This window comes from Paenibacillus enshidis, from assembly GCF_042136365.1.
Lineage (GTDB): Bacteria > Bacillota > Bacilli > Paenibacillales > Paenibacillaceae > Paenibacillus > Paenibacillus enshidis.
The window spans coordinates 334624-361232 of sequence record NZ_JBHHMI010000002.1; the positions used below are offsets into that span (position 1 = coordinate 334624).

The window sequence follows — 26609 nt, forward strand, 5'->3', positions numbered from 1 at the left end:
TCCTCTCCATTTTGAATTATCAGACCGGTCACTTGGACACTTCGTATTCAGCCATCCAGTCCTTTTTGCCCTGCTCGCTCTGTCCCCAACCCTCTACATATTGAGAAAGCTCTGCTGTGGAAATTTGCTGGTCAGGCAAGGAATCACGATGTACATAAACCGGCTCCAGCACGACGCTGTTCTCTGTTTCGTCTCCATGCAGCTTCTGGTAAGCATAGCGGACCTGAACGCGCCCGATATCCGTCGGATCGACCGCCGCCGAAGCTGCCCACGGGTTGGCAGGATCCTGGATCATCTGCAAATCCTCGTCACTCATATCGATACCATATACTTTGATTTCATCTCTGCCGGCCTGCTGGATCGCCCGCGCTGCACCTTTGGCAAATTCGTCCCAGGCTGCCCATACCGCCGTAATCTCACCCTTCGGATACTGCTTCAGTACGGCTTCCATTTTGGCCTGAGTGTCCAGGGCCGGGTTTTGCGCACTGCCAAAGGAAGCGATCTCCTCGATTCCCGGGTTCTCTTCCATAAACTTGGCGTAAGACTGCTGGCGTCTTTCCATCGGAGCAAAGCCGGCCACCCATACTTTTACGATCTTGCCCTTGCCGTTCAGATCCTTCTTCATCTGCTCCAGCGTAAGTTCGGCCATTTTTTGATCGTCCTGGGAAAGAACCGTTGCTCCCGGCACATTGACCGTTGCGTCAAACACAACGACCGGAATGCCGCGTTCCACCGCTTTCTTCAAGCCCGGCTCAAGCAAGGCGTCTCCATGGTCTGTCAGAATGGCATCAAAATGTTGGTTAACCGCGCTTTCGACCAGGGAAGCCATTTTCGCTTTATCGTTATCTGCCACGAATTTCGTAAGCGTACCGCCAAACTTTTTGACTTCCTCTTCGACACCCTGCACATATTGCTGCGAGAAAGTTCCGGTATTGAATTCCATGATCAGGGCAATCCGCTTGCCGCGCAAGTCACCACCGGCTGCAGCGGTGCTCTGCTGGCCGTCCGCCGCCTCCTGCTCCGGAAGCTGAACGCCGCATGCACCAAGAAATAGGGCCATGACCGCCAACGCGGATACCAGCCACATCGTTTTGGATGCTTTCGATTTCATTCTCTCTGTTCCCCCTCAAGTATGTACTATCATTTAAATTTGAATATTAATATAACGCGTTAAACCGACTATGTAAATAGGTTTTATGTTTTTCTTGTTCTACTTCTTCGACTGGATACCCGTAAACAAAAAAACCGCAAAGAGTTCAACTCTTCACGGTTTTTCGTACCAGACACATTTTTATAGAAAAACATCTTCCATACATCATAAAATGATGGCGATCAGACCGCCAGAGCCCTCATTGATAATACGGCCCAAAGTTTCCTGCAGCTTGTAGCGGGCATTGTCCGGCATCATCGCAATTTTGCCCTGAATGCCTTCCCTTACGATAGAATGGAGCGATCTTCCGAAGATGTCGGATTCCCAAATCTTGATCGGATCATTCTCGAAATCCTGCATCAGGTAACGGACCAGCTCTTCGCTTTGCTTCTCCGTGCCGATGATCGGAGCGAATTCGGACTCAACATCCACCCGGATCATATGGATCGATGGGGCCGTCGCTTTCAGGCGAACCCCGAACCGTGATCCCTGACGAATCAACTGCGGTTCATCCAGCGCCATTTCAGCCAGCGAAGGGGCGGCTATGCCGTAGCCGGTCGTCTTCACCATTTCCAGCGCTTCCGCAAACCGGTCGTATTCCCGCTTCGCATGGGTGAATTCCTGCATCAGCTGCAGCAGATGATCTTTCCCGCGGATTTCCTCCCCGACTACTTCCACAAGAATCTGGTCGTACAGTTCGTCAGGCGCATACAGATCAATTTCAGCCACTCCCTGGCCCATATTCATACCGCTGAGCCCGGCTCGTTCGATAAATTCATACTCCATGAACTGGCCGACCACCCTGTCCACATCCCGCAGTCTACGAATATCCTTGACCGTATCTCTAACTGAACTTTCATAGTTCGTACGCAGCCAATGCCGCTCATTCAGCACCATAACCCAGCTGGGCAGATTGACATTGACTTCATGAACAGGGAATTCGTACAGCACTTCTCTCAGCACACCAGTGACATCCTCTTCCGTCATCGTCGAAGCGCTTAACGTCATCACCGGAATATCATATTTGGCAGCAAGCTCATTGCGCAGTTCCAGCGCTTCCTCACTGCGCGGGCGGGTCGAGTTAATCACGATGACAAATGGCTTTCCGACCTCCTTGAGCTCCTCAATAACCCGCTCTTCCGCCTCTATATACGAGCTGCGTGGTATTTCCGCAATCGTGCCGTCTGTCGTCACCACTACCCCCAGTGTGGAATGCTCCTGGATCACTTTGCGGGTGCCAATCTCGGCCGCTTCCTGGAAAGGGATCGGCTCTTCGAACCATGGAGTCGAAATCATGCGGGGACCGTTTTCATCCTCATACCCTTTGGCGCCATCCACAGCATAACCGACACAGTCCACCAGTCGGACATTTACGTCAAGCCCCTCGGCCACCTTGATTTGCACCGCATTGTTTGGCACAAATTTCGGTTCTGTCGTCATAATCGTTTTACCGGCCGCACTTTGTGGCAGTTCATCGGTGGCCCGCAGCCGATCTGCTTCACTCGCAATGTTGGGAAGTACAATAGTTTCCATAAATCGCTTGATGAATGTGGATTTTCCCGTGCGGACTGCACCGACGACCCCCAGATAAATATCTCCTCCGGTGCGCTCGGCAATGTCTTTAAAAATGTCTACTTTCTCCAATGAAATCCCCTCCTCAAAAGTCTCCGAAGGAACAATGCTGCAAGAGCATACGCTTCGTGTTCAATCAGAAGATTTGATCCCCTGCTGCGGCAGAGCAAGCACGGAAGTCGTCCGCCGCCGAGCATTCCGGCACGGTTCATGTGCTGATCGAATCGGCGTGAGCGGTCTGCACGCGTACATGAATTTGGACTGGTATCATATTATGTATGTGTCCTCATAAATATGACTGCATCTATTCTATTGCAGCCGGAATGAAAGAATCCCTGTTCAATTTCCTGGGCCGCTACCGCAATATATATGCAGTTTTACAGCTGACCATACCCGTCGCATAACAGAAAAACCGCCCTTGGCGGTTTTGCATGGTTCAACATTTTTAATTGCTTACCACAGGTCATCCTCAGCCTGCCGTTCCAATTGCCGCCGTACAGCCGCCTTCAAGGGGTCTTCAGGCACAGTTACTTCCGTCTTGCCTGTAACCCTGGCTTGACAGGACAAACGTACTCCCTTACTCAACAGAAGCCCGAGTTTGCGCTCTTCCGCAGCCGTCGGCAGGGTGATTTCCCCATCTGCAGGAATCACCGTAATTTTGCACATCAGGCAGGAAGCCTTGCCGGCACAACGGGTCGGGATATGAATACCGGCTTTGCGTGCGGCTTCAAGCACGGTCATGCCGGTGCGGACAACCGTTTTTTTTCCGGCAGGAAGAAAAGTCACTTCATGATTCACACTGTTTTCCTCCCTTGTCACGGGTTTGCTGCCCGGCAATCAAGTCTGCGGTCCACGGCAGCAGAGCGGACATCCGGCTTAAAAGACTGTCTGCCCAGACGTTGGCCTGCATTAGCCTGCTCACAAGCGGGGCGTGAATGTCCGGCCGGACATTCATTACCTTCGCAATAGCTTCATACCGGTCAGGCCTATCCCGCAGCAGGTTGAACATGAATTCATGGCTTAACGGGGTAAGATACAGCAGATTATTGTTCAGCCTTATCTGCGGGGCATGCTCCTGCAGAACATGCTCAACCTCAAGCCTGTACCATGAACCCCCGGTCATGATTTCAAAGCCGCCGACAAGCTCAAGCCGCAGCCCGCTTACACGGTAATGGCTGAGGAGCGATGTGTACAGGCCGCTGCGGTTTAACTCCTGCTCATCCTCTGATATGCCCGGCGCAGCTGTATGCAGCTGCTTAGCAGCAGCAAGGTCAGCATATATATCAATATCGTTCGGCTGCCGGCCCAATTCCACCTGCTGCAGCAGCAGCGAGCAGCTCCCTCCCAGCAGCCATACGGCTGGAGAATCCGCCCAGGCCTCGGATGCATCATACAGCGCTGTAGCAAGCACCGGTACATTGCGGAGCATGTCCGACCCTTTTATGTTGTTCAAAGCCGCCTGCTCCTTTCACCCGCTTTTGCTCTTCGCCTTGGAAAAAAGCCCACAAACCTGTCCGGTTTGCGGGCTTGACGAAAAAACAAAACGGCCGTTTATTTCTTGATCATCATTTTCATCAACGCTTCCAGGTTGGAAGGATTCATGCCGCTCTTACTAACCGCGCCCACTATGTCCTTCACTGTATCTTCCGACACCGGGATATTCGCCATGGCGGATACTTGTTTGATCAGTTGGCGAAGCTTTGCCTCACTTTGCAATGTCTCCGGTTTAACCGTACTTGCCAGTTTTTTGACGGCATTTTCGGATATCGTCTTACCGCTTTTTTTGTTGATTGCGTTCAGCGCGTCCTTAGGAAAATTCTTGCTCACTGTCTCCCCTCCTCCGGCATTGCTACATTCAGTGTATGAATGCCGGGAGTAAAAGGTGAGTATTCTAGGAGTGCCATTGCTCCCATGTTTTTAAAGGCATGACTTCCATCTCCGTTTTCGGGTCACGCCCCATGAGCGCTTCCACCGCGCTGCGTACGTCCTTCTGTTCAAACAATACTTTGTACAGCTGCTCCGTGATAGGCATTTGCACATTCAGTTTGCTGGAGATAGCATAGGCGGCCTTCGTGGTCCGGATTCCTTCAACCACCATGCCCATTGTGCTTAGCACCTGATCCAATGGCTGTCCCTGACCGAGCAGCGAGCCTGCGCGCCAATTCCTGCTGTGCTTGCTTGTGGCCGTTACGACCAGGTCTCCAATGCCGGCCAGTCCGGCAAACGTCAGCGGATTGGCCCCCATGTCTATGCCTGCTCTTGTAATCTCGGCCAATCCGCGTGTCAGCAAGGCCGCTTTGGCATTATCGCCAAAGCCCAGACCGTCCGACATGCCTGCTCCGAGCGCAATGATGTTCTTTAACGCTCCCGCCAGTTCCACGCCAACCTGGTCACGGTTCGTATATACCCTGAAGTAGGAATTCATAAACAGATCCTGGGCAGCCTGCGCGCCGCGCTCATCCTGGGACGCAACGACAACGGTCGTTGGGCATTTGCGGACAACCTCCTCCGCATGGCTGGGACCGGACAGCACTACGATTTGACCTTCCGGGCAACCCAGCTCCTCTGCGATCACGGTCGACATCCGCTTCAGACTCTCGGTCTCAAACCCCTTCGTCGCATGCACAATGAGCATATCTTCCCTGTAGTATGGCTTGAAATCGGCGCATACCTGCCGCATGACCGCAGAAGGAGCAACAATAATGACCGCATTGGCATTCCCGGCGGCCACACTCATGTCGGTCACCGCCGCAATGCGGGAAGACAGCCCGACATCCGGCAGGTAACGGCTGTTCGTGTGACGAGTGTTGATTTCTTCGGCCTGCCCTTCATTGCGGGTCCAAATCAGCACTTCATGCCCGTTGTTCGCCAGCACCGAAGCCAGGGCCGTTCCCCAACTGCCAGCAACAAGTACAGCAACCTTGTCAGCCAAGTCGATCTCCTCCCTTGGAGCCCAGCCTGTTCTCCTTGCCTTGAATCAGCTTGCTGATATTCGTTCTGTGCCTCCAAACGGCGAATACACAAATAATAAGGCTGCTCCAAAACAGCGGCCACGAATAACCCAGTACGAGAATCATCCATGGTGTCAGAATGACAAAAATCAGTGAACCAAGCGACACGTAACGGGTAATTACAATAGATAAAATAGCGATAATTCCCGCGATAAGCGCCGGGAAGAAGCAGAGTGTGGCGAGCACACCGATGGCCGTAGCAATGCCCTTTCCGCCGCGAAAATGAAAATAAAGCGGCCAGTTATGACCCGCGATGGCGGCAATGCCGGACAGCGCAGCGGCCCATTGCGAACCGCCCCCCAGCCAGTAGCCGAGCCATACGGCAGCAATGCCTTTGCACACATCAAGCAGCAGCACCATAATGGCGGGACCTTTGCCCAAAACGCGCAACGTATTGGTCGCCCCCGCATTGCCGCTTCCGTGCTGCCTTACATCTACCCCCTTCAGAAAACGTCCGATCAAAACGCTAAAGCTGACCGAGCCCAAAAGATAGCTGACCACTACAGCTGCAATCTGTAAAATCAAGCCGCTCTCCCCTAACCTTCATCAGACTTGTGCCGGGTAAATATGCGAATCGGTGTTCCTTCAAAATTGAAAGCGGCACGGATTTTGTTCTCCAAGTATCTCTCATAGGAGAAATGCATCAATTCCGGATCATTGACAAACACCACCATCGTCGGAGGTTTCACGGCCACCTGTGTCGCATAATTGATGCGCAGTCTGCGCCCTTTATCCGTAGGCGGAGGATTGATGGCTACTGCATCGGACACGACATCATTCAACAGATGTGTCTGCACTCTCATCGCATGCTGCTGCGATACATGCTGAACGACGGGAAGCAGCTTGTGCAGGCGCTGTTTCGTTTTGGCCGAAAGGAATACTACAGGGGCATAGGTCATAAAGAGAAAATGATCACGGATTTTCGTTTCGAACTGCCGCATCGTCTTGTCATCCTTCTCTACGACATCCCATTTGTTTACGACAAACAAGGAAGCCTTGCCGGCTTCATAAGCATAACCGGCAATATGCTTATCCTGCTCAATAATGCCTTCTTCGCCGTTGATCACGACCAGCACCACGTCAGCACGCTCGATGGCACGCATCGCGCGCATAACGCTGTATTTCTCGGTCGTTTCATACACCTTGCCGCGCTTGCGCATGCCCGCCGTGTCGATCAGCACATAGCGCTGCCCATCCCGTTCAAACGGCGTATCAATCGCATCACGTGTCGTACCGGCGACATCGCTGACGATGACCCGTTCTTCGCCCAGGATCGCGTTGACAAGCGAAGACTTGCCGACATTCGGGCGTCCAATCAGGGCCACACGAATCACATCTTCACCATATTCGTCATCCTCCAGCTCAGGAAGGCTGTCTGTGATGGCATCCAGCAGATCGCCAATGCCGGTCCCGTGACTGCCCGAAACACCGATCGGATCACCGAAACCGAAAGTGTAAAATTCATAGATCAGATCGCTGCGTTCAATATTATCGACTTTATTCACAGCGACAACGACCGGCTTGCCAGAACGGTACAAAATCTGCGCAACCTCCTCGTCCGCCTGGGTGACCCCGGTCTTGGCATCACACATAAATACGATGACATCTGCCTCTTCAATCGCCAGCTCGGCCTGCATGCGGATAGATTTCAGAATCACATCCTCGCCGTCAATCTCGATACCGCCGGTATCGATAATGCTGAAAGGCTTGCCGTTCCAATCGGCCACACCGTAAATCCGGTCACGGGTTATTCCGGGCTTGTCTTCCACAATGGACAAACGATCACCAATGATACGGTTGAATATCGTTGACTTCCCGACATTCGGACGACCTACAATCGCCACGACGGGTCTTGCCATATTGCCATTCCTCCTGTCCATTTTCGCTACCTAATCATAGCAAAAAAATGATGTTTGCAACAACAATCGGCGAACCCTCTGGGTCCGCCGATGGTGTACGTTCATGCGTAATATTGCCGTTTGCTCAATCACTTGAATTTGCTAAGCTTGTCGCCAAAGCGCTCTCCAAGAGTAACGCTCATGCCTTCATTGTTCAAGGATACATTCGGGTTGTTCAGTTGCTCTCTAGGAGCACGGTCACGCGATCTTTCGGGTCTTTCAGCTCTAGGCGATGGTGCCGGCGCTTCTTCCGTTTCCTTGATGCTCAGGCTGACACGCTTCTCTGCCGGATTCATTTCCAGAATTTTCGCTTTCACTTCCTGACCCTCTTCAAGCACTTCCTGAGGAGTTCCAATGTGCTTGTGTGAAATCTGCGAAATGTGCACCAGACCTTCTACACCAGGAGCGATTTCAACGAATGCTCCAAAGTTAACGAGACGTTTTACTACGCCTGTCACAATATCACCGTTGTTGAATTGTCCTGCAGCGGATTCCCACGGACCCGGTTGAGCTGCTTTCATACTCAGGCTGATTTTTCCTTTTTCAGGATCCACCTTGAGCACTTTTACCTTCACCTGCTGTCCTTCGGATACGACGTCGGACGGCTTGTCAACATGAGTCCAGGCAATTTCGGAAACGTGAACCAGCCCATCTACACCACCCACATCAACAAAAGCTCCAAACTGGGTCAGACGCTGAACTGTACCCACAATCTCCTGGCCTTCCTGCAGCTCGGACATCACTTTTTGCTTATTCGCTTCGAATTCGGATTCGAGCACATCTTTTTGGGAAAGAATGACCTTGTTATTTTCACGGTCCAGTTCTTTTACTTTAACGCGCAATGTACGTCCCTTGTAATCGCTGAAATCCTCAACAAAATGACGTTCCACCATGGAAGCCGGAATAAATCCGCGCACACCAACATCTGCTACAACGCCGCCTTTTACTACATCGGTTACGGTAACTTCGAATACATCCTGGTTATCAAAATTCTGCTGCAGCTTCTCCCATGCATTCTCGCTGTCAATAGCACGCTTGGACAACACCAGCTGCTCTTTGTTGTCGTTGATGCTTGTAACCCTGGCTTCGATTTCTTGTCCGACCTGCGGCTCCTCTCCATCGAAAGACAGCTCGCGAAGTGGAATTACGCCATCGTATTTATATCCAATGCTTACTACCGCTTGGTTATCTTCCAGCTTCACGATTGTTCCTTTGACAGTATCCCCTTTTTTGAGCGATACCATCTGGTCAAGCTCGTCTTGAGTTGCCGCCTCAACAGCTTCTTGGTTTCTTGTTTCTTCCGACATGTCAATACCCTCCTCAATTCAAAAACACCTTTATTCAAACCTGCGTATAGCAGAGTTCAAAACATTCATGTATGCCCAGCTTGTCAAGCTCAGCTCTGTGTCGGCTGACCGGTCTCTTTCATCGTGCGGATTCTGGACATAATGCCTTCGGTTGCCAGTTCCAAAGGATCGCCTTCCACGGCCGCCTTGTACTGCTCGAGATCAACCGGCTTCCCGTAAATGACCTTCGTCTTCCGGAACAGCTTGTAGTCGCCCACGATCGCTACAGGCACGGCGGCGGCCCCACTGCGAAGCGCAAAGCTTGCAGCCCCTTTCTTGCTCATTCCCTGGGCGTTCCGCGATCCTTCCGGAAATATGCCCATAACCTCTCCATCACGTAAAATCGTGAGGGCCAGCTTGATCGATTCCTTGCTCACTCCGCCCCGCTTTACCGGAAAAGCTCCAAGCTTCGCGATCAGCGGTCCAAGGACAGGAACATCAAATAGCTCGGCTTTGGCCATAAAGCGAACCTTTCGGTTCAGCAAGATACCAACGGTAGGCGGATCCAGGTTGCTGATATGATTGGAACAAAGCAGTACACCGCCTTCGGCCGGCACGTTCTCGGTGCCGATCGCCTCCAATCTGAACAGAAACCGATACAGGATGCGCAGAATTCCACTGCACAATTCATAAATCATTGCTCAATCTCTCCATCCTATCGCCGTTTTGCAGTAGGATACGATCGTATCGACAACCTCTTCGATATCCATATGCGTCGTATCCAGCATAATGGCATCTTCGCTGCGGCGAAGCGGGGAAACTTCCCTGTCTTCGTCCAATTTGTCCCGAGCCGCAATATCGCGTTCGAGCTGCTCCAGCGTGATGCCCACTTCCCGCAATTCTTTGAATCGGCGAAGAGCACGCTCCTTGACGCTGGCAGTCATGAATACTTTCAACTCTGCGTCCGGCAGCACGGTCGTACCGATATCACGGCCGTCCATGACTACGCCTTTGCATTCCGCCATCCGGCGCTGGCCTGACGTTAAATGCTCCCGCAAACCCGCGATACTGGCATACCTGGATACGTTGCCGGTCACGTCCAGCGAACGAATTTCCGCAGTGACATCCACTCCGTTGCAGATGACCTTCTGCCCGGACGGGTCCGGTTTTAATTCAATCACCATTTTGGGTACATGTTGAAGCACTTCCTGGACATCTTCCGGTAAAACCTCATGTTTCATCAAATACCAGGTCGCTGCCCGGTACATGGCACCAGTGTCCACATACACATAAGATAATGCTTCAGCCACCCTGCGGGCAACCGTACTTTTGCCTGCCCCGGCAGGCCCGTCAATGGCGATGTTGATTTTCCCGTTCGATGCCGTACTCTGCCTTACCAACGGGGCACCCTCCTCAACCTAAAGCCTCAATAAAAAAACAGGCATTGCCTGCGACGTGAAAATTATACCACACCTAGCACGATGATGCAAAAACAGGCCTTTTTCCTCCATACCGGAAATTTTACTCTCCTCATACGTTCATTTCTTTTAATGCCGGTGCTCCAGCTGCTGTTCAAAGCAGTATCTGATAACCTTCTGCCGTTCCAGATCAGGAATTTTTTTATAGGCCGCCATAACCTGGCTTGTACCGTTCTCCTGCACGACAATCCTCACAATTTCCGCTTCAAACCTGACATGCTCCCTGGTCCCGTTCTTGTAAGGCACCAGCAGCCAGCATTTAAGGCTCCAGCCTGACTGCAGTACGGCTTCGGGTCTGGCGTTAAAGGACACACCACCCCCGCCTACGTCAATCGTATGGGTTATAAAATGAATGGCATGCTCCTGCGACTGCACTGCAATTTCCAGCGATGCCGGAACCCGCAAATAGCTGCGCCGCTGGACCTTTGTGATTTCATGTTCCAGCGGCTTGCGAATATGAATCAGCTGCACCCTGTCTTTTTCAAATCCGGTAACATGCGAATTAAAATAATGCCTTAGTCCATTTTCATTTACAAACACAACGGAAAGCTCGTCACCGAGATGCAGCATCTTCATTTTGCCGGTGTCCACATTGATCGGTATTTCGACCAGATAGTTGTCTTCTTTCATATCCATAATTCTGGCTCTATAATCAAACGTATCCGTCTTGTCGTCCGAAGCAGCCAACTGAAAAAATAGCATATCTGTTATTTTGGGCAACATTCCTGCCACCATCCTCATCCTGCTGTAATCTTCATCGTTGTATAACCAGGCCATTATACCATGACTTTTTACCTGAAAGATGAAGTTTTTGCGAAAAGGACATGTACAAAAAACAGCCTCCTGAATGATTAGAAGGCTGTGGAAAATCAATGAATGGCCTAGCTTACAAACGGTTTATTATGCTGCTCCTTCTTAAAATGGTCGTCCGCATCCATGACTTCCTCGATCTTCTCTTCTTCCCCCGTATTCGCATTCATGTAAATCCGGTAGACCGAGCCGTTGATTCGCCCGCCAAATTCATAGCAGAGCACATGCTTTGACAGTTCATTTTCAATGACGGCCTTCCGGTTGTACATTTCCTTGAATTCGGGATTGAGGAATTTGCGCGCTTGAGCGACACTCAGCTTGGCCTTCTGCGGCTTCCGGGTATTTTGATGCTCATAGATATAATCGCTTGCCTGCAAACCGATGACCTCTCCGTTGTCCAAAGCCGAGCGGACGGTAATCTTTTCCGGATAAATGAGCACATCCCCTTCGGACGGCACAAAAGTGAGGTTGGCCATATTATCGTATTCATCATAAGCTACCGCCTTCATCCCCTTGTAGCCCTTATGACTGAGGAAGGAATTCGCCTTGGCAATCGCCTGGCTGCGGTTCGCCGCTTTTTTGCCCACCGGCCGTTGATCGCTGTAAGAAATGAGCATACCGCCGTTGTAAGTAAAATCCATGCTTTTTCCGCTGCCGTTTTTGGCATTAATAACAGCGGTGTATGAAGGCCATTCTGTATTTTTGCCATTTTCAAGAATCTTCACATCCTCCGGTCTGGTCGCGGCGAACTTGGCTGCTTTAGCCCGGATATCCTGCGGGGTAGTAGGCCGCAAATTCAGCTTTTTCACAGACCGCTTATCATACATACTGGCAATGGAGGGACCCCAGTCGAGCTCGGAATACTGCTCCACTTTTTTATCCACCGTCTTGAAGCCGTCAATAATCGTATTGTCCGCAGGCTGCTTCTCTGTTGCGATGGCCGACTCTACATCCATCCAGCGCAGGTTGTGGGCCAGCACCTTGCTTTGCATTTCATGAAGATCCTTCGAAATGTCCTTCGAATTTTCATAGAGAACCTTGAGGTTTTTCAGCTCCTTGTCGCTGAGCGGTTCCTTATTCATATCCCGGACAGAGGTCTGGTATGCAAAATTGGACATCCGGGAAAGCAGGTCCTCCGCATGATTGAAGGAAGCCAGCGACAGCGGGAGCTGGTTGACCTCATTCTGCGCTTCACTGGTCAGCCTCCATACATTAACCAGGCTTTTACGGTGCATTCCATTCGAGGCTGTATTGACCGCGATGGCATTGCCAAGCTGGGAATGCAGCTGGTCCATATGGTAGGACAAATCATGAAATGCCCGCTGATACTGGTTCTCCGCCTTGATCAGAAGCGAATTCTTCTCCTGATTCTCCTGATATCCCCATACTAAAGCTCCGACCAGCAAAATAGCTGCAACAGGGAACAAAAAAGCGCTTATTCGCTTATACATCGTGAGAGTCTCCTTTCATCAGGTACGCTAACCATAGTGTGACAAGATGAAAGGACTCTTATGCATAAGCTTTAGGAGTCTACAAGGCCTCCTCCTCGATGATAAATTCGTCCGCATTATCGCACAGACAGCGCTTGAATCCGGTTTCAATCCGGTCCATCTCTCTGCGGCCGCGCAGCACAAATTTTTCCCCACACTGTTTGCAGTAAATTCTTACTTTAACACGCATAAAAAAACACACCTCCGTCATCAGGCACGAAGCCCCGTATGTCAGACAAGTGTGTCCAATTTTCTTACAAATTAACCTCTTCCTCCGGTTTAACCACGCGGAACGGGGAGCGGCTGTTCGCTCTTGCGAGTTTGCCCATGCCCAAAAACCAGAGCAGCAGCATCAAAGGCACGATGAACCAGATCCAGTCCTGGGTCAGCGTATTCAGGATAATATCGTAAAGACCGTGCCAAAACCATGGGAACAGCAGCGAGAGCGCAAGAAAGAACTTGCTGCTTCGGCCTTCCGAGAACTTGGCCCGACCGAGATAATAACCCATAATGATGCCGAACATGGCATGCCCCGACACAGGCAGCAATGAACGAATGACCAGTGAGCCGATAGATGAATAACCAGCCCACGCATACAGCAGATTCTCTACGGTCGCAAATCCAAGCGAGACGGCTGCGGCATACACGATCCCGTCATATGGCTCATCAAATTCCGTATGATTATAAATGATGTGGTACACAACAAACCACTTCAGAAACTCTTCGACTCCGGCCGATACGCCAAAGGAGGTAAGCAGCGTATGATCGCCGAGCCAGAACGTCAGCCCCCGTTGAAAGATCATGACTGGCAGCACGACGAGAAAACCAAGCAAAAACACCCTGATTACCATATGCAACGGCTCGGAGTCATATTTATCCTTGAGATAAATATACGTCAGTAAAGCGATACCCGGCGCTATCGCTGCCGCAAGTACCGAAAACAGGAGCACCGTCATCCCTCCAAAAAACTGCAGCCGGCCCGTGTGTCTGCAGGGCCGGCTGTCGTTCAAAATACTGCAGCAGACAGATCGTCAGTTCTTCCTGCTGCGGCTTCCAGAGCATCCGAATTAGCCGCGGCTGTCAAAATGCGAGCAAATGGTTGCCACCGCATTCTCGGCCATGATCAGCTTGCCATACTCTTCAAGCACCGCCGGAGTAAGGGAAGAGCCTTCCCCGAATTCAGCCAGCAACGCAATGAGCGCGGCATGCCGGTCTTCATCCACTTCCTCCGGCTCCAGATATAGAATCCATTTTCCTCTATAGTGATACAGCTTACCTGCCTCCGTAATATTGCTGCGGAGCATGTGAGCCGCTTCAATTAGCACCTCGAAATCGCTGAAGGCGTAGATAATGGAATCACTTTGTTCAAGGGTGACCTCCATCTCATATACTTCTTCAGGCAACTCATCATCAGAACCCGAAACGTACTGCTGGTGATCGTATTTCCCCCGGGTTACGATAACGACCATTCCTTGAGCGGGAAGCGCAAATACTTCAACGGCTAATGGGCCGGTGGCGTCAAAACCGAGCTCGCTGTATGCCTGATCCATCATTTCAGTAAACAGCTCATGCACCTTCGGAATCTCCTGCCACATGTCCTCTCTTTGTATGCCGCGCTCGCTCAGATCGTCAAATGTAAGGAAAATCCGTATCTTGTCCTGACCTAATCTTTCTATTTTCATACTGGATCCTCCTCTGCAACCGAGTATTATAAACAGAATATGATGCAACAAAGACACCTGTGATGAAAATGGTTCTATGTAGATATGTTATCATTTTATACCCTCAAATGCACGCAATAAAAGTAACAAAAAAAGAATCATTTACACAGCCCGAAAAAAAGCCGCGAAAATGATTCTCTACAAGAAATGCGGTTTATATTCCCGGTACCGCCGTATGGGTTTCTTTAAGGATCTGCTCAACCTCGCGCTTGACATCGGGACTGTTGCGGATAAATTCCTTCAGCATTTTAATATTCTCTGCTTTTTCGCTGCTGGAGTAAGTTTTTTTCCTGGTTTTGTCCCCATCATGCTTCTCCTGCCTGGTCATCGCAGCGTTCAAGTCGCTTCCAACCATGCCGGGAAAAGCCGCATCCATCAGTTTGTGTCTTGCCTTTTCCATCATTCCGCCTACATTGCCGCCATTGCGGTTCATGCCCTTCATAGCGGAACCGCCGTTTCTGGACATCAGCGAGGTGGCAGCTGCTCCCAGAAGCACGCCCAGAAAAAATGAAGAAGTTTTCACAATATGGACCTCCTTTTGTGATAAGATCGTCCATAGTGTTCTCTGGAGCCAGGGAACTCATGCGGTATAAATACAGGAAAGAGTGATGCACACATGAGCACTAAAGCGGCAGCCATACTGCTGACCTCAAGCCTTCTCCTCGGGGCTTGCGCTTCCGCTACGGAATCCGCTGTCCCGGCTGATCCCGCACCGCAATCCGGCCAGAATGAAACGGGCAAAGCACCCGGCGCAGGAAAAGATGAGTCATCAGAAGCAGGAAGTGAAAGCGATAACGTTCGAAGCGCTGAGGAGCAGCCTCAGAAGCTGTACCGTATGAGCAGCGCCTATAATATTGTTCCCATCAAGGAAGGCGGCGCGGAGAAAAAGGTCGTGCTTCTGACCTTCGATGATGGCCCGAAAGACCAGGCCATGGTTGATTCCCTGCTGAATACCCTGGATAAGCACAAGGCAAAGGCCATATTTTTTGTGAACGGGTACAGGGTTAAGGAGCACCCCGAGCTGCTGAAACAGATTAATGAACAGGGTCATATGATCGGAAATCACAGCTATGACCACATTATCCTGAAAAATGAGCCGATAGCCAAAGTGCGGAAACAGATTAAAGACGTGCAGGAGCTGGTAAAGGATACGATTGGGACGGCACCGGTCTTTTTCCGTCCTCCTAACGGAGCCGGCGGGGACGTCGGACATCAAGTGGCCAAGGAAGAGAACCTTTTATACATGACCTGGTCCAACGGCTCTCTGGACTGGACCATGAAAAAAAGCGACCCGAACAAAAAACAGGCTCTGATCAAAAATGTGATGGACCAGCTCCATCCGGGAAGCAATATTCTGATGCATGAGCTGCCCTGGACCGTTGAGGCGCTGGATGAATTGCTGACCAAGCTTGAGCAAAAAGGGTATTCCTTCGTGGACCCCAGCAGCATTGACACGGAGGCGTAAAAATAACGCTTGTTCGCATTGGCAAAGAAGAACCCCGCTCTGTATGAGCCGGGGTTCTTCCGCAATATATTCAGGCATCAGGGTTTGCTCGACAGGGATGACATAATGACACGCAATGGAGGTGCGCCCTCGATGCCCCACCAAAGAAGGGCCGCCGTGATAAGGATAAATAAAGTGCTCAAAAAATTCATAAACCACTTGCTTACACGAATGCGTCGTGACGGAAACAGTTCTGTGCGGGAAACATACACTTCCCCCCCGGCTGCTTCCTCTTCGGTCAGAGGCACCGTGTCCGTATAAGCGGCAGTATATGCTTCTGCCTTGGCAGGCTGCTGTTTTTTTTCTTTTTGATCTTTTTTCGGTCTCCTGCTGCGGCGTCCCCCGTATTTTTCTACTCTGCTCAGTTCCTTGTTCATGGTTCCCTCCGAAAACGCAGCGCCAGGCCGGAAATAAGGTCAATCACAAAATGGCACAGGATCGGCGCCCACAGGCTTCCGGTCTGCAAATAGATGTAACCCAGGCCATAGCTGCTTAAAAACACCCACCCGGTCGGAATCCAATGCTTCAGGTAGCGGATGTGAATCAGGGCAAATATGATGCTCGTCCAGTACGGACCGAATGCGTATTGGATGGCTCCCCTGAAGAGAAGCTCCTCACAAACGGCAACAACAGCTGCAATACATACGATATGCCAGACCGGCCGATTGCGAAACAGCATGCGGTTAATTCCCCCGTCATCCATGGCATCCTCCGGCATCACAGACGAAATCAGCAAATCAACCAGCAGCATCAGCGCGGCAAGGCCCAGACCCCACCAAAGAAAGCTCATGCTTTGAGGTAGAGCCAGCACAGCAGGAACGCTGCGTCCCTGTAAAAAAATCCACACCGCTCCGATCACAAGGGTCAGCAATTGGGTGAGATAAAGATTGAACAACAGCAGACGATCGGTAAGCTCCTGCGTTTCCGCTTTTCTGAGCTTCAGCTTCTTGATGTTCTTCAGGTTTAGTTTTTTCATTATTTCCTTCTCGGTCCTCTGCTATTTATTCATTTAGCATCATAGCCAATTTCCCATGATGATTCAAGGCGTCGCAACTCCCGATCTGCCGAGCTTGGCGTGCAATCCGCCGCACTTCTCCGGCAAGTCTTTTTGCCTATTGACATGCTCATGTCAGGCATGATACATTATGAAAAAATTTATTGTAACACAAACTTCGACGGAGAGAAGGCGCTGCAGGTTCTATCAGAGAGCCGGTGAATTGGTGCAAACCGGTGGCAGGCGGCATTCCTTTAGCGCTCCTGAGTTATTGTCCCGAAATTTACGGCTTTTGCCGTTCATGTAGGTGCAGTCGGCGGAAGGCCGTTATCCTTCAGGTCATTCAGACCGTTAAGGCTGTCCGTTGCGAAACGGCTGCGAATTAGGGTGGTACCACGATAACTCTCGTCCCTTACTATGGATATAGTATGCGGGTTGGGAGTTTTTTTGTTGCCTTGGCATCCCTGCACTACATCTGCAGCGCCGTCAGTCAGCTTAAATGCCCTTTGATCCTTTGGCACTGCAATGCGCCGATGTATCTCACAGCAATATCATTTGAGGAGGAAACGCGAAATGTACAAAGTGCTAGTATCGGATCCGATCAGCGACATGGGTATTCAGCAGTTAATGGACGCAAGTGATGTAACCGTAGACAAAAACACAGGCTTGACCGAAGATGAGCTTGTTGCCATCATCGGGGAGTACGACGCGCTGCTCGTCCGCAGCCAGACGAAGGTCACTGAGCGTATCATGTCCGCAGGCACCAGACTTAAAGTGATCGGCAGAGCCGGCGTCGGAGTCGATAATATTGACCTGGAAGCCGCCACACAGCGCGGCATTATCGTCATCAACGCGCCGGACGGCAACACCATTACGACATGCGAGCATACCTTTGCCATGATGATGGCCTTGGCCCGCCACATTCCGCAGGCCTATGCGAAGACGATTGGCGGCACCTGGGACCGCAAAAGCTTCCTCGGGGTAGAGCTGCGCAACAAGACGCTGGGTGTTCTGGGCATGGGCCGGATCGGCAGCGAGGTGGCCAAGCGTGCCAAAGCGTTCGGAATGAACATTCTCGGCTATGATCCTTTTCTGACCGAAGAGCGTGCCGAGAAGCAAGGAGTCAAGCTGGCGAGTGTTGATGATATTGTCCGTAATGCCGACTTCATTACCGTGCACACGCCTTTGACTCCGGAGACACGCCATATGATCTCCAGACCGCAGTTTGAGGTCATGAAAAAAGGAATGCGGATCATCAACTGTGCCCGCGGCGGAGTGATCGACGAGTTCGCGCTCGTGGAAGCCATCAATGAGGGCATCGTCGCCGGCGCAGCATTCGACGTATTTGAATCCGAGCCGCCGGCTCAGGATCATCCGTTCCTGAATCATCCGAACATCATCGTGACACCTCACCTGGGCGCATCAACAGTGGAAGCCCAGGAAAATGTGGCCATTGACGTGTCCGAACAGGTCCTTCATATTCTGCGCGATGAGCCGTTTAAAAATGCGGTCAACATGCCGCCTGTGGCACCTGGCGTGATGAACAAGCTCCAGCCTTATTTCAGCCTTGGCGAAAAGCTTGGCAGCTTTGCCGCCCAAATCACCGCACAGGCTGTGCGTGAAATTCATATCGAATATGCCGGCGACCTGTCCGAAGACGATACCCAGCCATTGACACGTTATATCCTCAAGGGCGTGCTGCGCCGCCACCTGGGCAGCGATGTGAATATCGTCAACTCGATGCATTTGGCCAAATCGCGTGATGTCGGCTTTGTCGTGACCAAAGCCCCGGCAACCAAAGGCTTTACGAATTTGATCAGCGTCACCCTGAAAACCAAGCCCGGCGAAGAGCGCCGTGTGGCAGGCACGCTCCTTGCCGGTTACGGCGAGCGTATTGTCAGACTGGACCAGTTCCCGGTCGACGTCGCGCCGGAAGCTCATCAGGTGCTGGTCTCCCACAATGACAAGCCCGGCATTATCGGACGCGTCGGAACCCTGCTCGGACAAAACGATGTCAATATCGCATCGATGCAGGTCGGCCGGAAAGTGATCGGCGGCGAAGCCATCATGATCCTGACCGTGGACAAAGCCGTCCCTAAGCAAGTGCTCATCGAGCTCGCCGGCCTGCCTGATCTGAATTCCGCCCAGGAAATCGTTCTGGAGTAGCTATTGTTTGTTCTTTTATTAACTAAAGGTCGAGAACCGGAGATTTTCGGTTCTCGACCTTTTTTACTGCCCCAACCAAATGGCAAATGAAATGGCCATTTGACCCTCATGCGGGATTATGCACGCAAATGCCGGTTACGCACGTAGCAGCGGAGAGGACGAAGCAATTTCGGAAAAGCGAAGCGTTCGCCTTTGGCCCGAAGGGTCAATAGCGATTGTAGGAATGCTTCGTTCTCGGAGCGCCTCCCAAGCGCAAAAGAAGCGCCCCAGGTCAATGAATCTTTCATTCTGCCATGTTCCACGATGAACAATTTTTTATTGTAATTTTCAACAAAAAAAGCGGATTTCGGGCATTTCAGATCTATTTTCGCGTCTATCTTACTTCACAGGCAGCGTAATCGTAAATTCAGAGCCCTGTCCGATGACACTCTCGGCAGTAATGGTTCCATGATGCGCCTCCACGATATTGCGGACAATCGCAAGCCCAAGCCCTGTTCCGCTCTCCTCGCCACGTACCCGCGCTTTATCCGCTTTATAGAAGCGCTCGAAGATATAGGGCAGATCCTCACTCGGTATGCCAACCCCCTCATCCCGAATCCGGATGATGATGGATGCTCCCTGTTCATCGGCAGTCCGCCCGGCATGCATATAGATGTGCTTGCCACCCGGTGTATGCCTGAAGGCATTATCAAGCAGATTGGTCAGCACCTGCTCCAGCCTGTCTTCGTCCGCGGCAGGCAGCAAAAGGGGAGCGCCCGTGATCCGGCATTCAAGCGCCAGACCCCGCTCTTTGGAACGGACGGCAAATTTGCGGTGAACACGCTCCACCAGCTCATCCACCTGCACCGTACTGCGGTCAATGTCGACGTGCCCAGCCTCCATTCTCGTTAAATCCAGCAGATCCTTGACAAGCCTGCCCATCCGCAGCGACTCGTCATGGATGACCTGGATCAATTCCTCCGTCTCTTCCGGCGAACCGGCCATACCGTCCAGCAAAGCCTCGCTGTAACCCTGCATCATGGACAGCGGTGTCCGAATCTCATGGGAGACGTTGGCGACGAAATCGGCGCGTACTTTTTCCAGCCGTTCCTCTTCGGTTACATCGCGCAAAACGGCCACCGCTCCCCGGATCATATCATCCGTATAGAGAGGAGCCATCTGAACGGACCATACGCCCTGCTTCACATGCACCTTCGCCCCCGCATCCTCGCCGCTCTGCATCACCTGTTCAAAAAGAGGCTGCAGCGGTTTCGGGACGCCGAAGCGCCCTTCTTCATGCCCACTGTCCTCCCATTTCACCCCCCGCCAGCTTGCAACCGTCTGTTGTCCGGGAGGATTGGTCAATATAATTTCACCATCACGGTTAAAGGTAAGCACAGCATCGGTCATGCTGCGCAGCACACTGGACAAGTGGTTCTTCTCGGCATTCAGGCTGCGAATGGTCGACTCCATTTCGGCGGCCATATGATTGAATGTAGTGGCGAGAGCTCCTATTTCATCGCTGCTCACCACCGATACCCGCATATCATACCGGCCCTTGCGGATCGCGTCTGCCGCTTGAATGAGTTGCTGCATGGGCTGCGTAATTTTGGTAAACAAAAACAGGGCGAAAAACGTCGTCAACAAAAAACCGACGATACAGGTGTATGTGAATAACCGTTTAATATCCGATGATTCCGCAGCGGCGAAATTGGTATCTATATAAGGAAGCAAAAATAATCCCAGAAAAATAAGCACACAGCCGACCAGACATATGATCGTGATCCACAATTTTCCAACGAGCGATCTCCAGAAGCTCAATTTATTTCGGGACCTCCAGTTTATAACCTACTCCCCATACGGTTGTGATCATGCCTGCCGCCTCCGGCGATACTTTGTTCAATTTTTCACGCAAACGTTTGACATGGGTATCTACCGTTCGCAAATCGCCGAAAAACTCATAATTCCACACATCCTTCAGCAGCTCTTCCCGGGAAAACACCTTATCCGGCGATATGGCCAAATAATGAAGCAGTTCATATTCCTTGGGCGTAAGACTGACTTCCTTCCCTCCGGCCGTCACGCGATGGGCGTCATTCTCAATCACGAGATTAGGAAATACAATGCTGTTGCTTGGCGTCGTTTCCTTGGTTAAAAAAGCCGTTTCCGAAGATCTTCGCAGGATGGCTTTCACCCGGAAGATGACTTCACGCGGGCTAAAAGGTTTTACGACATAATCATCGGCTCCTACCTCAAAGCCCTGTACACGGTTGGTCTCTTCTCCCTTCGCTGTCAGCATAAGGACAGGAGTAGCCTTTACCTGCCGCAATCTGCTGCATACCTCTACCCCATCCATGCCGGGCAGCATGACATCAAGCAAAATGATGCTGTAATCGCTCGCTGTCGCTTTGAGCAGTGCGGTCTCGCCATCTTCCGCCTCATCAATAGAGTAGCCTTCTTTCTCGAGATACATGCGCAGCAGCCTTCTGATACGTTCCTCATCATCGACAACCAAAATGCGGTTATTTCTTTCCGACATATCCAACAACCCCTTATTATGGAAATCCTCTTCAAACCATACAAAGCCACTTTCTCTATTTTACTATTTTCCGGGATTAGGTCAAATTAAAAGGAAAACAGAGGCTATTCGCCTCTGTTCCGCTTTTTCAAATCCCAAAATATGTTACTTCGTTCTCTGGCGCTTCTTCTCAGATTTAGCCAGCTGAATGAGCCGGTTCACCTCGTCTTTAGTCAGCGGCCTGGTCAGTCCTCGCTTCAGGTTTTGCAAAAGAAGATCCCCGAAGGCAATCCGCTTCAGCCGGATGACCGGATGGGAAATCGCTTCAAACATCCGTCTGACCTGACGGTTGCGGCCTTCATAGATGGTGATCGAAATCACGGATTCCTTGCCGTCCGGATCCACATCCTTGTACTCCACTTCGGCCGGAGCGGTCATGCCGTCCTCAAGCTGAACCCCCTTCCTCAGCTTGTCCAGTTCCGTTCCGTGCGGCACGCCCTTGACGGTCGCCAAATACGTTTTGGGCACATGATGCCGCGGATGTGTAAGCAGGTTGGCAAACTCACCGTCATTCGTTAGCAGCAGCAGCCCTTCGGTGTCATAATCCAGCCTGCCTACAGGGTAGACGCGCTCTTTGACGCCCTTAAAGTAATCGGACACAATTTTGCGTCCTTCCGGGTCGGAGGCGCTAGTAATCACACCTTTGGGCTTGTTCATCATCAGGTATACTTTCTGTTCCGTTTTAATCGGTTTGCCGTTTACCGTTATGATATCCTGAGCGGGGTCCGCTTTCGTGCCGAGCTCCGTAACGGTTTCCCCGTTAACTTCCACTTTGCCCGCAAGAATGAGCTCCTCGCATTTGCGCCTGGACGCCACGCCTGCCTGGGCAATAATTTTCTGTAATCTCTCCATGTTCGTGATTTCACCTCATGCTAATGATACCCAGCAAAGCCCAAAATCACAAGCTGAAATCCGGTGAATCTTTTACAATGCTCAAAATACGAGCAGACACACGGCAATCGCCGCTGCAAAGCCCACGAAATCCGAAAAGAGTCCGACCTTCAGCGCATACCGCCCGTTGCGGATGCCGACCGCCCCAAAATAAACAGCGATAACATATAAAGTAGTATCTGTGCTGCCCTGAATGGTGGAGGCCATGCGGCCGATCATGGAGTCGGGGCCATATGTGCGGATCAAGTCGGTCGTATAAGCAAGGGAACCAGAACCGGTCAGCGGCCGCAGCAGACCCAGCGGCAGCACCTCAGGCGGAATATCCCATATGCGGAACAACGGCGCGATCCAGCCCAATATAAAATCAAGCGCCCCCGATGCCCGAAAAATGCTGATGGCCACCATCATGCCAACCAGGGGCGGAATAATGCCAACCGCAGTCGAGAAGCCGTCTTTGGCTCCTTCTACAAAGGATTCATACACCGGCACCTTTCTCGTATATGCGTAAAGGGGGATAAACGCCAGAATGACCGGAATAGCCCAGGTAGAAATGAGATTTATAAATGCAAGCAATGGAAGGCCCCTCCTTTACATGGACTTGCCTGCCGGCTGTCTTGGAACAGGCGGACGCCGTCGCAGCCGTTTGCGGTACCAGCGGTCGGCGGCAATTGCCGCACAGGTGGCAATTGCCGTAGCCATTAGCGTGGTGCCGACAATTTCAGCAGGCTGTGCGGAGTGGTAATTCATCCGGATTGCGATCAGGGTCGTCGGAATGAGTGTAATACTGGCCGTGTTCAAGGCAAGCAAGGTACACATGGCAGGAGTGGCTGTATGCTTGTCAGGGTTAAGCTTCTGCAGCTCCTGCATCGCTTTAAGCCCCATGGGAGTAGCCGCATTCCCCAGCCCCAGCAGATTGGCGCTCATATTGGATAAAATATAACCCATCGCCGCATGATTGCGCGGCACATCCGGAAACAGAAAACCTATGACAGGCGCAAGCAGTCTGGACAGCTTCTCCATAAGCCCCGCGTCCTCCGCGATCTTCATCATCCCCATCCAGAATACAAGAACGCTGATCAGGCCAAAACACACGGTGACAGCAGCAGCAGCCCCGTCAAAGGCTGCCTTGGTTACAACGTCCATCTTTCCCTGCACAGCCGCAAACCCGACGCCAATAACAATCATGGCCATCCATATCACATTAACGATGGGATTCACCGCCTTTCTGTTCTACCGCAGTTCGCATTATGCAGTAAATAACCGCTGCATCACTTCATTCCAAGCGTCCCTCCATGAGCTCTCCCGCACATCACCGGACGCGGGAGTGGGAATAGCCTCTTTGACACGAGGAATGTAGCTGCCCTTCTCATATACAGGCACGGAGCCGATCAACTTTCCGTCAAGCAGCATGTCAATCCTGCCGCGAAGCCCGAAGGAGGCGCGGTCTGATGTGGAATTTACAGTTGCTGTCTTGGTTAGTACCAGCTTTTTGGTCAACAGGCGTTCTTCCCCCTCGGCAAGCGGATAGGAAAAGGAAGCTCCTGTGACAAAATTATATCCGCTCAAGGGCATATTTCTCCGTGTGACTTCCACCACCGGATAATAGCGGAAGCCGTAATCCAGCATCCGGCCATGGTCATTCCAGTCGTCTCCGTCGTTCAAAGTAACGGCGACAAGCTGGCGTCCGTCCCGGGTGGCTGAGCTGACCAGACAGCGGAAAGCTTTCTTTGTATAGCCCGTTTTGACCCCATCCGCACCCTCGTAAAGCCGCAGCATCTTATTTTTGTTATGCCAGGAATAGTCCCACTGCTCGTTGGGATTGGGGGCCTTTCTGGTTTCTGTTTTGACAATTTCCCGGAACACCGGATTCCGGAGCGCATACGCTGTAAGCTTCGCCATATCATTGGCTGTGGAATAATGCCCTTCTACATCCAAACCGTGCGGATTGGCAAAATGGGAATGCTCAAGCCCCAACTGTTCAGCTTTGGCGTTCATCAGAAAGACAAAGCCCTCTTCTGAGCCGCCGACATGCTCGGCGATGGCCGTGGCGGCATCGTTGCCGGAACGGAGCATCAGGCCGTACAGCATGTCTTCCAGTTTCATCTGCTCTCCCAGCTTTAGAAACAGGGAGGAGCCTTCTTTGCCAAAAGCGTTCCGGGACACGGTAACCTTGTCTTTGAGGTTGCCATGCTCTATAGCCACAATGGCGGTCATGATTTTGGTCAGGCTGGCAATTCTCATCTGGTTGTCGCCCTCTTTTTCATACAGTATACGTCCTGAGGAAACATCGATCAGCGCTGCGGCTTGGGCATGGTTGGCCGGCTCGGGCGGAAGCCCGGTTTCAGGAGCTGCCACGGCCGCTGCGGACTCGAATAGAAGGACGATGGATATGAGCAGGCTTATTGAGACAATCCTGTGGCGTGTTAACATGGCAATCCTCCGGTTCGGATATGGTCTTGTACCATTTTATGTACTTGCTGTCGAAAGTATGTCCTTTCCAAAGCCGAAAAATCCTTTCCGTTCAGACATTCACCGGCCTGCCCCGGAGAAATCTGATACGGAAAGGATTAAGATTAGCTGTATGGCTTAACACCACTGATTACAGGTAAGATGTAGTGGTATGATCCGTGCTGCTGACCGGAACTTGCGGCGCCATTTGGCTTTCGGGCATTCCGGCTGTCGCAGTCGATCCTGAAACGCCGGTACGTCCGATCATGGACTGGATTTTATCGATCAGATGCGGCGTAGAGTCGATAATCTTCTCAAACAGATGGGTCTGGTTATCCAGTGGCACAATCTGGACACCTTGCCGGCCTACAACGAGAAATGCAATCGGCTGGATGGAGACGCCTCCCCCGCTTCCGCCACCAAACGGATGCCCAGCCTTCATATCTGAAGATGCCGAATGGTCCGCTACGTCGTCCATCACGTTAAAATCACTGCCCCCTGCCGCAAATCCGAAGCCTACTCTGCTGATAGGCAAAATGACGGTTCCGTCCGGCGTTTCCACCGCATCCCCTACAATGGTGTTGACATCCACCATGCCCTTGATGTTTTCCATTGCTGTTTGCATGAGTCCCTGAATCGGATGATCTGACATAAAAGCTCCCTCCAGTTCATTAAGCTAGGTTTTTTCTTCACTTATCATCCCCAATTGCATTTGAGTTATGTAGCGCAATTATGGGTTGATTACCGTATGAAGCATCTGCGGGCCTCCATCATAGAGGAAACAAAAAAAGCTGATCTTTAACAAGACCAGCCTGAATCCGTTTTTGCTCTGTATCGAAAATATGTAATATTTAAATCATGCACTCTAGTGCTCAGATATATGACCAGACGGTTTCCTGGTAAACACTTTTTTCCATGTTTTAAAACCTCCGGGTACTTTTAAAATGCCGGCCAGCAGCCTGATCAGCGAAATGATCACATAAGCCATGGATATGGAGGCACTGCATACCACATTCATGGAAAAATAATTCCGTTCATCCCATGACGGAATGACGGATAAGGCCGGTACGCAATCATATCGCACATGCCCGGTTGTCCAACCCACGACAGAATTCTTTAGCGCCCAGACCGCCCCGGTCAGAACCGCTGTCTGCGAGCAATCCTGTACACCGAGCTTGGTTGTCCATTTCAGATGGGAAAGGGTGATATGGGCGACCGTTTTATTGATCCACTGTTTCAAGGAGACTGTATTTGCGAGAAGAAGGCGGATATTGCGCAACATCTCCTCGATCATGCTTTTGTCGACTACAGCATCCTCCTTGTCCGCTTTATCCTCCCCCACATTCACGTACCTGTCGAGCCTTACCCATATCCCCTTGCGAAATCGGTCGATCACGACAGAAGGCAATTCATACTGGAAACGAACGAGCCCATAAAGCATGTGAACCTGCAAACGGGCATAATCATTATTAGCCTGTTTAAGCACCTCGGCGTGAATCTTCACTCTGGAGAGCAGAACGGCCAGAACAATTAAAATCAATGCGGCAATGACTATCCATATCCACACAGCCGACTTCACAGCTTACCTCCTTCCCGTCCATATACCTGGATGTACATTATGACGTTTAGTATA

General features: G+C 51.4%; 29 protein-coding genes. 2 read left to right on the forward strand and 27 right to left on the reverse strand.

All coding sequences use genetic code 11. From position 1 onward, the window contains the following. Positions 1-28: 28 nt before the first annotated feature. The 17 genes from ACE41H_RS04150 to ACE41H_RS04230 all read right to left on the reverse strand — a co-directional run bounded on the left by ACE41H_RS04150 (position 29) and on the right by ACE41H_RS04230 (position 14939). Entirely contained in the window at positions 29-1111 is a 1083-nt protein-coding gene (locus ACE41H_RS04150) for a sugar ABC transporter substrate-binding protein (protein ID WP_375353531.1), read from the reverse strand. Positions 1112-1315: 204 nt separating this feature from the next. Next, positions 1316-2794, reverse strand: a complete 1479-nt coding sequence (gene spoIVA, locus ACE41H_RS04155; protein WP_375353532.1) for a stage IV sporulation protein A — start codon at positions 2792-2794, stop codon at positions 1316-1318. 381 nt (positions 2795-3175) lie between these two features. Further along, on the reverse strand, positions 3176-3520 hold the full coding sequence (locus ACE41H_RS04160; RefSeq protein ID WP_375353533.1) for a 2Fe-2S iron-sulfur cluster-binding protein: 345 nt from the start codon (positions 3518-3520) through the stop codon (positions 3176-3178). Next, positions 3510-4175, reverse strand: coding sequence for a hypothetical protein (locus tag ACE41H_RS04165; protein WP_375353534.1), 666 nt, complete (start codon positions 4173-4175; stop codon positions 3510-3512). Before ACE41H_RS04165 ends, ACE41H_RS04160 begins: the two co-directional genes overlap by 11 nt. Before the next feature lie 98 nt (positions 4176-4273). Continuing rightward, complete coding sequence (locus tag ACE41H_RS04170) at positions 4274-4549, reverse strand: stage VI sporulation protein F (RefSeq protein ID WP_375353535.1); 276 nt, start codon at positions 4547-4549, stop codon at positions 4274-4276. A gap of 64 nt (positions 4550-4613) precedes the next feature. Beyond that, positions 4614-5654, reverse strand: a complete 1041-nt coding sequence (locus ACE41H_RS04175; protein ID WP_375353536.1) for an NAD(P)H-dependent glycerol-3-phosphate dehydrogenase — start codon at positions 5652-5654, stop codon at positions 4614-4616. Continuing rightward, positions 5647-6258, reverse strand: a complete 612-nt coding sequence (gene plsY / locus ACE41H_RS04180; protein WP_375353537.1) for a glycerol-3-phosphate 1-O-acyltransferase PlsY — start codon at positions 6256-6258, stop codon at positions 5647-5649. The genes ACE41H_RS04175 and plsY overlap by 8 nt, the downstream gene beginning before the upstream one ends. Before the next feature lie 11 nt (positions 6259-6269). Continuing rightward, positions 6270-7592 (reverse strand): ribosome biogenesis GTPase Der, encoded by a 1323-nt coding sequence (gene der, locus ACE41H_RS04185; protein ID WP_375353538.1) that lies wholly within the window; start codon positions 7590-7592, stop codon positions 6270-6272. A 128-nt stretch (positions 7593-7720) separates the two neighbouring features. After that, a complete protein-coding gene (gene rpsA / locus ACE41H_RS04190; protein WP_375353539.1) occupies positions 7721-8938 on the reverse strand; it encodes a 30S ribosomal protein S1 in 1218 nt (405 codons plus the stop codon). An 89-nt stretch (positions 8939-9027) separates the two neighbouring features. Continuing rightward, entirely contained in the window at positions 9028-9615 is a 588-nt protein-coding gene (locus ACE41H_RS04195; protein WP_375353540.1) for a lysophospholipid acyltransferase family protein, read from the reverse strand. A 3-nt stretch (positions 9616-9618) separates the two neighbouring features. Beyond that, complete coding sequence (cmk, locus tag ACE41H_RS04200) at positions 9619-10317, reverse strand: (d)CMP kinase (protein ID WP_375353541.1); 699 nt, start codon at positions 10315-10317, stop codon at positions 9619-9621. 147 nt (positions 10318-10464) lie between these two features. Beyond that, entirely contained in the window at positions 10465-11118 is a 654-nt protein-coding gene (locus ACE41H_RS04205; RefSeq protein ID WP_375353542.1) for a flagellar brake protein, read from the reverse strand. A 158-nt stretch (positions 11119-11276) separates the two neighbouring features. After that, the gene (gene ypeB, locus ACE41H_RS04210) at positions 11277-12656 is read right to left on the reverse strand and encodes a germination protein YpeB (RefSeq protein WP_375353543.1); all 1380 of its coding nucleotides are present in this window, start codon (positions 12654-12656) and stop codon (positions 11277-11279) included. Between the two features lie 79 nt (positions 12657-12735). After that, positions 12736-12885 (reverse strand): hypothetical protein, encoded by a 150-nt coding sequence (locus ACE41H_RS04215; RefSeq protein ID WP_375353544.1) that lies wholly within the window; start codon positions 12883-12885, stop codon positions 12736-12738. 64 nt (positions 12886-12949) lie between these two features. After that, the gene (gene prsW / locus ACE41H_RS04220) at positions 12950-13645 is read right to left on the reverse strand and encodes a glutamic-type intramembrane protease PrsW (RefSeq protein WP_375353545.1); all 696 of its coding nucleotides are present in this window, start codon (positions 13643-13645) and stop codon (positions 12950-12952) included. 117 nt (positions 13646-13762) lie between these two features. Beyond that, positions 13763-14377: a genetic competence negative regulator gene (locus ACE41H_RS04225; RefSeq protein ID WP_375353546.1), complete on the reverse strand. Its 615-nt coding sequence runs from the start codon at positions 14375-14377 to the stop codon at positions 13763-13765. Between the two features lie 193 nt (positions 14378-14570). After that, positions 14571-14939, reverse strand: a complete 369-nt coding sequence (locus tag ACE41H_RS04230) for a hypothetical protein (protein WP_375353547.1) — start codon at positions 14937-14939, stop codon at positions 14571-14573. A 93-nt stretch (positions 14940-15032) separates the two neighbouring features. Between ACE41H_RS04230 and ACE41H_RS04235 the strand changes: the two genes are divergently transcribed. Continuing rightward, positions 15033-15881 (forward strand): polysaccharide deacetylase family protein, encoded by an 849-nt coding sequence (locus tag ACE41H_RS04235; protein ID WP_375353548.1) that lies wholly within the window; start codon positions 15033-15035, stop codon positions 15879-15881. Between the two features lie 77 nt (positions 15882-15958). On the opposite strand, the gene ACE41H_RS04240 is transcribed toward ACE41H_RS04235, so the two are convergent. Then, positions 15959-16297, reverse strand: coding sequence for a hypothetical protein (locus tag ACE41H_RS04240; RefSeq protein ID WP_375353549.1), 339 nt, complete (start codon positions 16295-16297; stop codon positions 15959-15961). Next, complete coding sequence (locus tag ACE41H_RS04245) at positions 16294-16896, reverse strand: CPBP family glutamic-type intramembrane protease (RefSeq protein ID WP_375353550.1); 603 nt, start codon at positions 16894-16896, stop codon at positions 16294-16296. The genes ACE41H_RS04240 and ACE41H_RS04245 overlap by 4 nt, the downstream gene beginning before the upstream one ends. A 591-nt stretch (positions 16897-17487) precedes the next feature. Between ACE41H_RS04245 and serA the strand changes: the two genes are divergently transcribed. Continuing rightward, positions 17488-19080 carry a phosphoglycerate dehydrogenase gene (serA, locus tag ACE41H_RS04250; RefSeq protein WP_375353551.1) on the forward strand — a complete coding sequence of 531 codons (1593 nt, stop codon included), beginning with the start codon at positions 17488-17490 and terminating at the stop codon, positions 19078-19080. Positions 19081-19458: 378 nt separating this feature from the next. On the opposite strand, the gene ACE41H_RS04255 is transcribed toward serA, so the two are convergent. The 8 genes from ACE41H_RS04255 to ACE41H_RS04290 all read right to left on the reverse strand — a co-directional run bounded on the left by ACE41H_RS04255 (position 19459) and on the right by ACE41H_RS04290 (position 26555). Then, positions 19459-20880 carry an ATP-binding protein gene (locus tag ACE41H_RS04255; RefSeq protein ID WP_375353552.1) on the reverse strand — a complete coding sequence of 474 codons (1422 nt, stop codon included), beginning with the start codon at positions 20878-20880 and terminating at the stop codon, positions 19459-19461. A gap of 1 nt (position 20881) precedes the next feature. Then, the gene (locus ACE41H_RS04260) at positions 20882-21598 is read right to left on the reverse strand and encodes a response regulator transcription factor (RefSeq protein ID WP_375353553.1); all 717 of its coding nucleotides are present in this window, start codon (positions 21596-21598) and stop codon (positions 20882-20884) included. 144 nt (positions 21599-21742) lie between these two features. Beyond that, complete coding sequence (locus ACE41H_RS04265) at positions 21743-22489, reverse strand: pseudouridine synthase (RefSeq protein ID WP_375353554.1); 747 nt, start codon at positions 22487-22489, stop codon at positions 21743-21745. An 81-nt stretch (positions 22490-22570) separates the two neighbouring features. Continuing rightward, positions 22571-23101 (reverse strand): spore maturation protein, encoded by a 531-nt coding sequence (locus ACE41H_RS04270; protein WP_375353555.1) that lies wholly within the window; start codon positions 23099-23101, stop codon positions 22571-22573. Positions 23102-23116: 15 nt separating this feature from the next. Continuing rightward, complete coding sequence (locus ACE41H_RS04275; protein ID WP_375353608.1) at positions 23117-23737, reverse strand: nucleoside recognition domain-containing protein; 621 nt, start codon at positions 23735-23737, stop codon at positions 23117-23119. Positions 23738-23773: 36 nt separating this feature from the next. Further along, positions 23774-24958, reverse strand: coding sequence for a D-alanyl-D-alanine carboxypeptidase family protein (locus ACE41H_RS04280; protein WP_375353556.1), 1185 nt, complete (start codon positions 24956-24958; stop codon positions 23774-23776). 169 nt (positions 24959-25127) lie between these two features. After that, positions 25128-25628: a GerW family sporulation protein gene (gene ytfJ, locus ACE41H_RS04285; RefSeq protein WP_375353557.1), complete on the reverse strand. Its 501-nt coding sequence runs from the start codon at positions 25626-25628 to the stop codon at positions 25128-25130. 213 nt (positions 25629-25841) lie between these two features. Then, complete coding sequence (locus ACE41H_RS04290; RefSeq protein WP_375353558.1) at positions 25842-26555, reverse strand: DUF2953 domain-containing protein; 714 nt, start codon at positions 26553-26555, stop codon at positions 25842-25844. Between the last annotated feature and the right edge of the window lie 54 nt (positions 26556-26609).

Coding starts and splice junctions, on each gene's coding strand:
- rpsA (WP_375353539.1), bottom strand. CDS start 8,938: ATGTCGGAAGAAACAAGAAACCAAGAAGCTGTTGAGGCGGCAACTCAA.
- ACE41H_RS04205 (WP_375353542.1), bottom strand. CDS start 11,118: ATGTTGCCCAAAATAACAGATATGCTATTTTTTCAGTTGGCTGCTTCG.
- ACE41H_RS04195 (WP_375353540.1), bottom strand. CDS start 9,615: ATGATTTATGAATTGTGCAGTGGAATTCTGCGCATCCTGTATCGGTTT.
- ACE41H_RS04215 (WP_375353544.1), bottom strand. CDS start 12,885: ATGCGTGTTAAAGTAAGAATTTACTGCAAACAGTGTGGGGAAAAATTT.
- ACE41H_RS04245 (WP_375353550.1), bottom strand. CDS start 16,896: ATGAAAAAACTAAACCTGAAGAACATCAAGAAGCTGAAGCTCAGAAAA.
- ACE41H_RS04225 (WP_375353546.1), bottom strand. CDS start 14,377: ATGAAAATAGAAAGATTAGGTCAGGACAAGATACGGATTTTCCTTACA.
- ACE41H_RS04280 (WP_375353556.1), bottom strand. CDS start 24,958: ATGTTAACACGCCACAGGATTGTCTCAATAAGCCTGCTCATATCCATC.
- ypeB (WP_375353543.1), bottom strand. CDS start 12,656: ATGTATAAGCGAATAAGCGCTTTTTTGTTCCCTGTTGCAGCTATTTTG.
- ACE41H_RS04265 (WP_375353554.1), bottom strand. CDS start 22,489: ATGGAGAGATTACAGAAAATTATTGCCCAGGCAGGCGTGGCGTCCAGG.
- ACE41H_RS04235 (WP_375353548.1), top strand. CDS start 15,033: ATGAGCACTAAAGCGGCAGCCATACTGCTGACCTCAAGCCTTCTCCTC.
- ytfJ (WP_375353557.1), bottom strand. CDS start 25,628: ATGTCAGATCATCCGATTCAGGGACTCATGCAAACAGCAATGGAAAAC.
- ACE41H_RS04150 (WP_375353531.1), bottom strand. CDS start 1,111: ATGAAATCGAAAGCATCCAAAACGATGTGGCTGGTATCCGCGTTGGCG.
- serA (WP_375353551.1), top strand. CDS start 17,488: ATGTACAAAGTGCTAGTATCGGATCCGATCAGCGACATGGGTATTCAG.
- der (WP_375353538.1), bottom strand. CDS start 7,592: ATGGCAAGACCCGTCGTGGCGATTGTAGGTCGTCCGAATGTCGGGAAG.
- ACE41H_RS04260 (WP_375353553.1), bottom strand. CDS start 21,598: ATGTCGGAAAGAAATAACCGCATTTTGGTTGTCGATGATGAGGAACGT.
- ACE41H_RS04240 (WP_375353549.1), bottom strand. CDS start 16,297: ATGAACAAGGAACTGAGCAGAGTAGAAAAATACGGGGGACGCCGCAGC.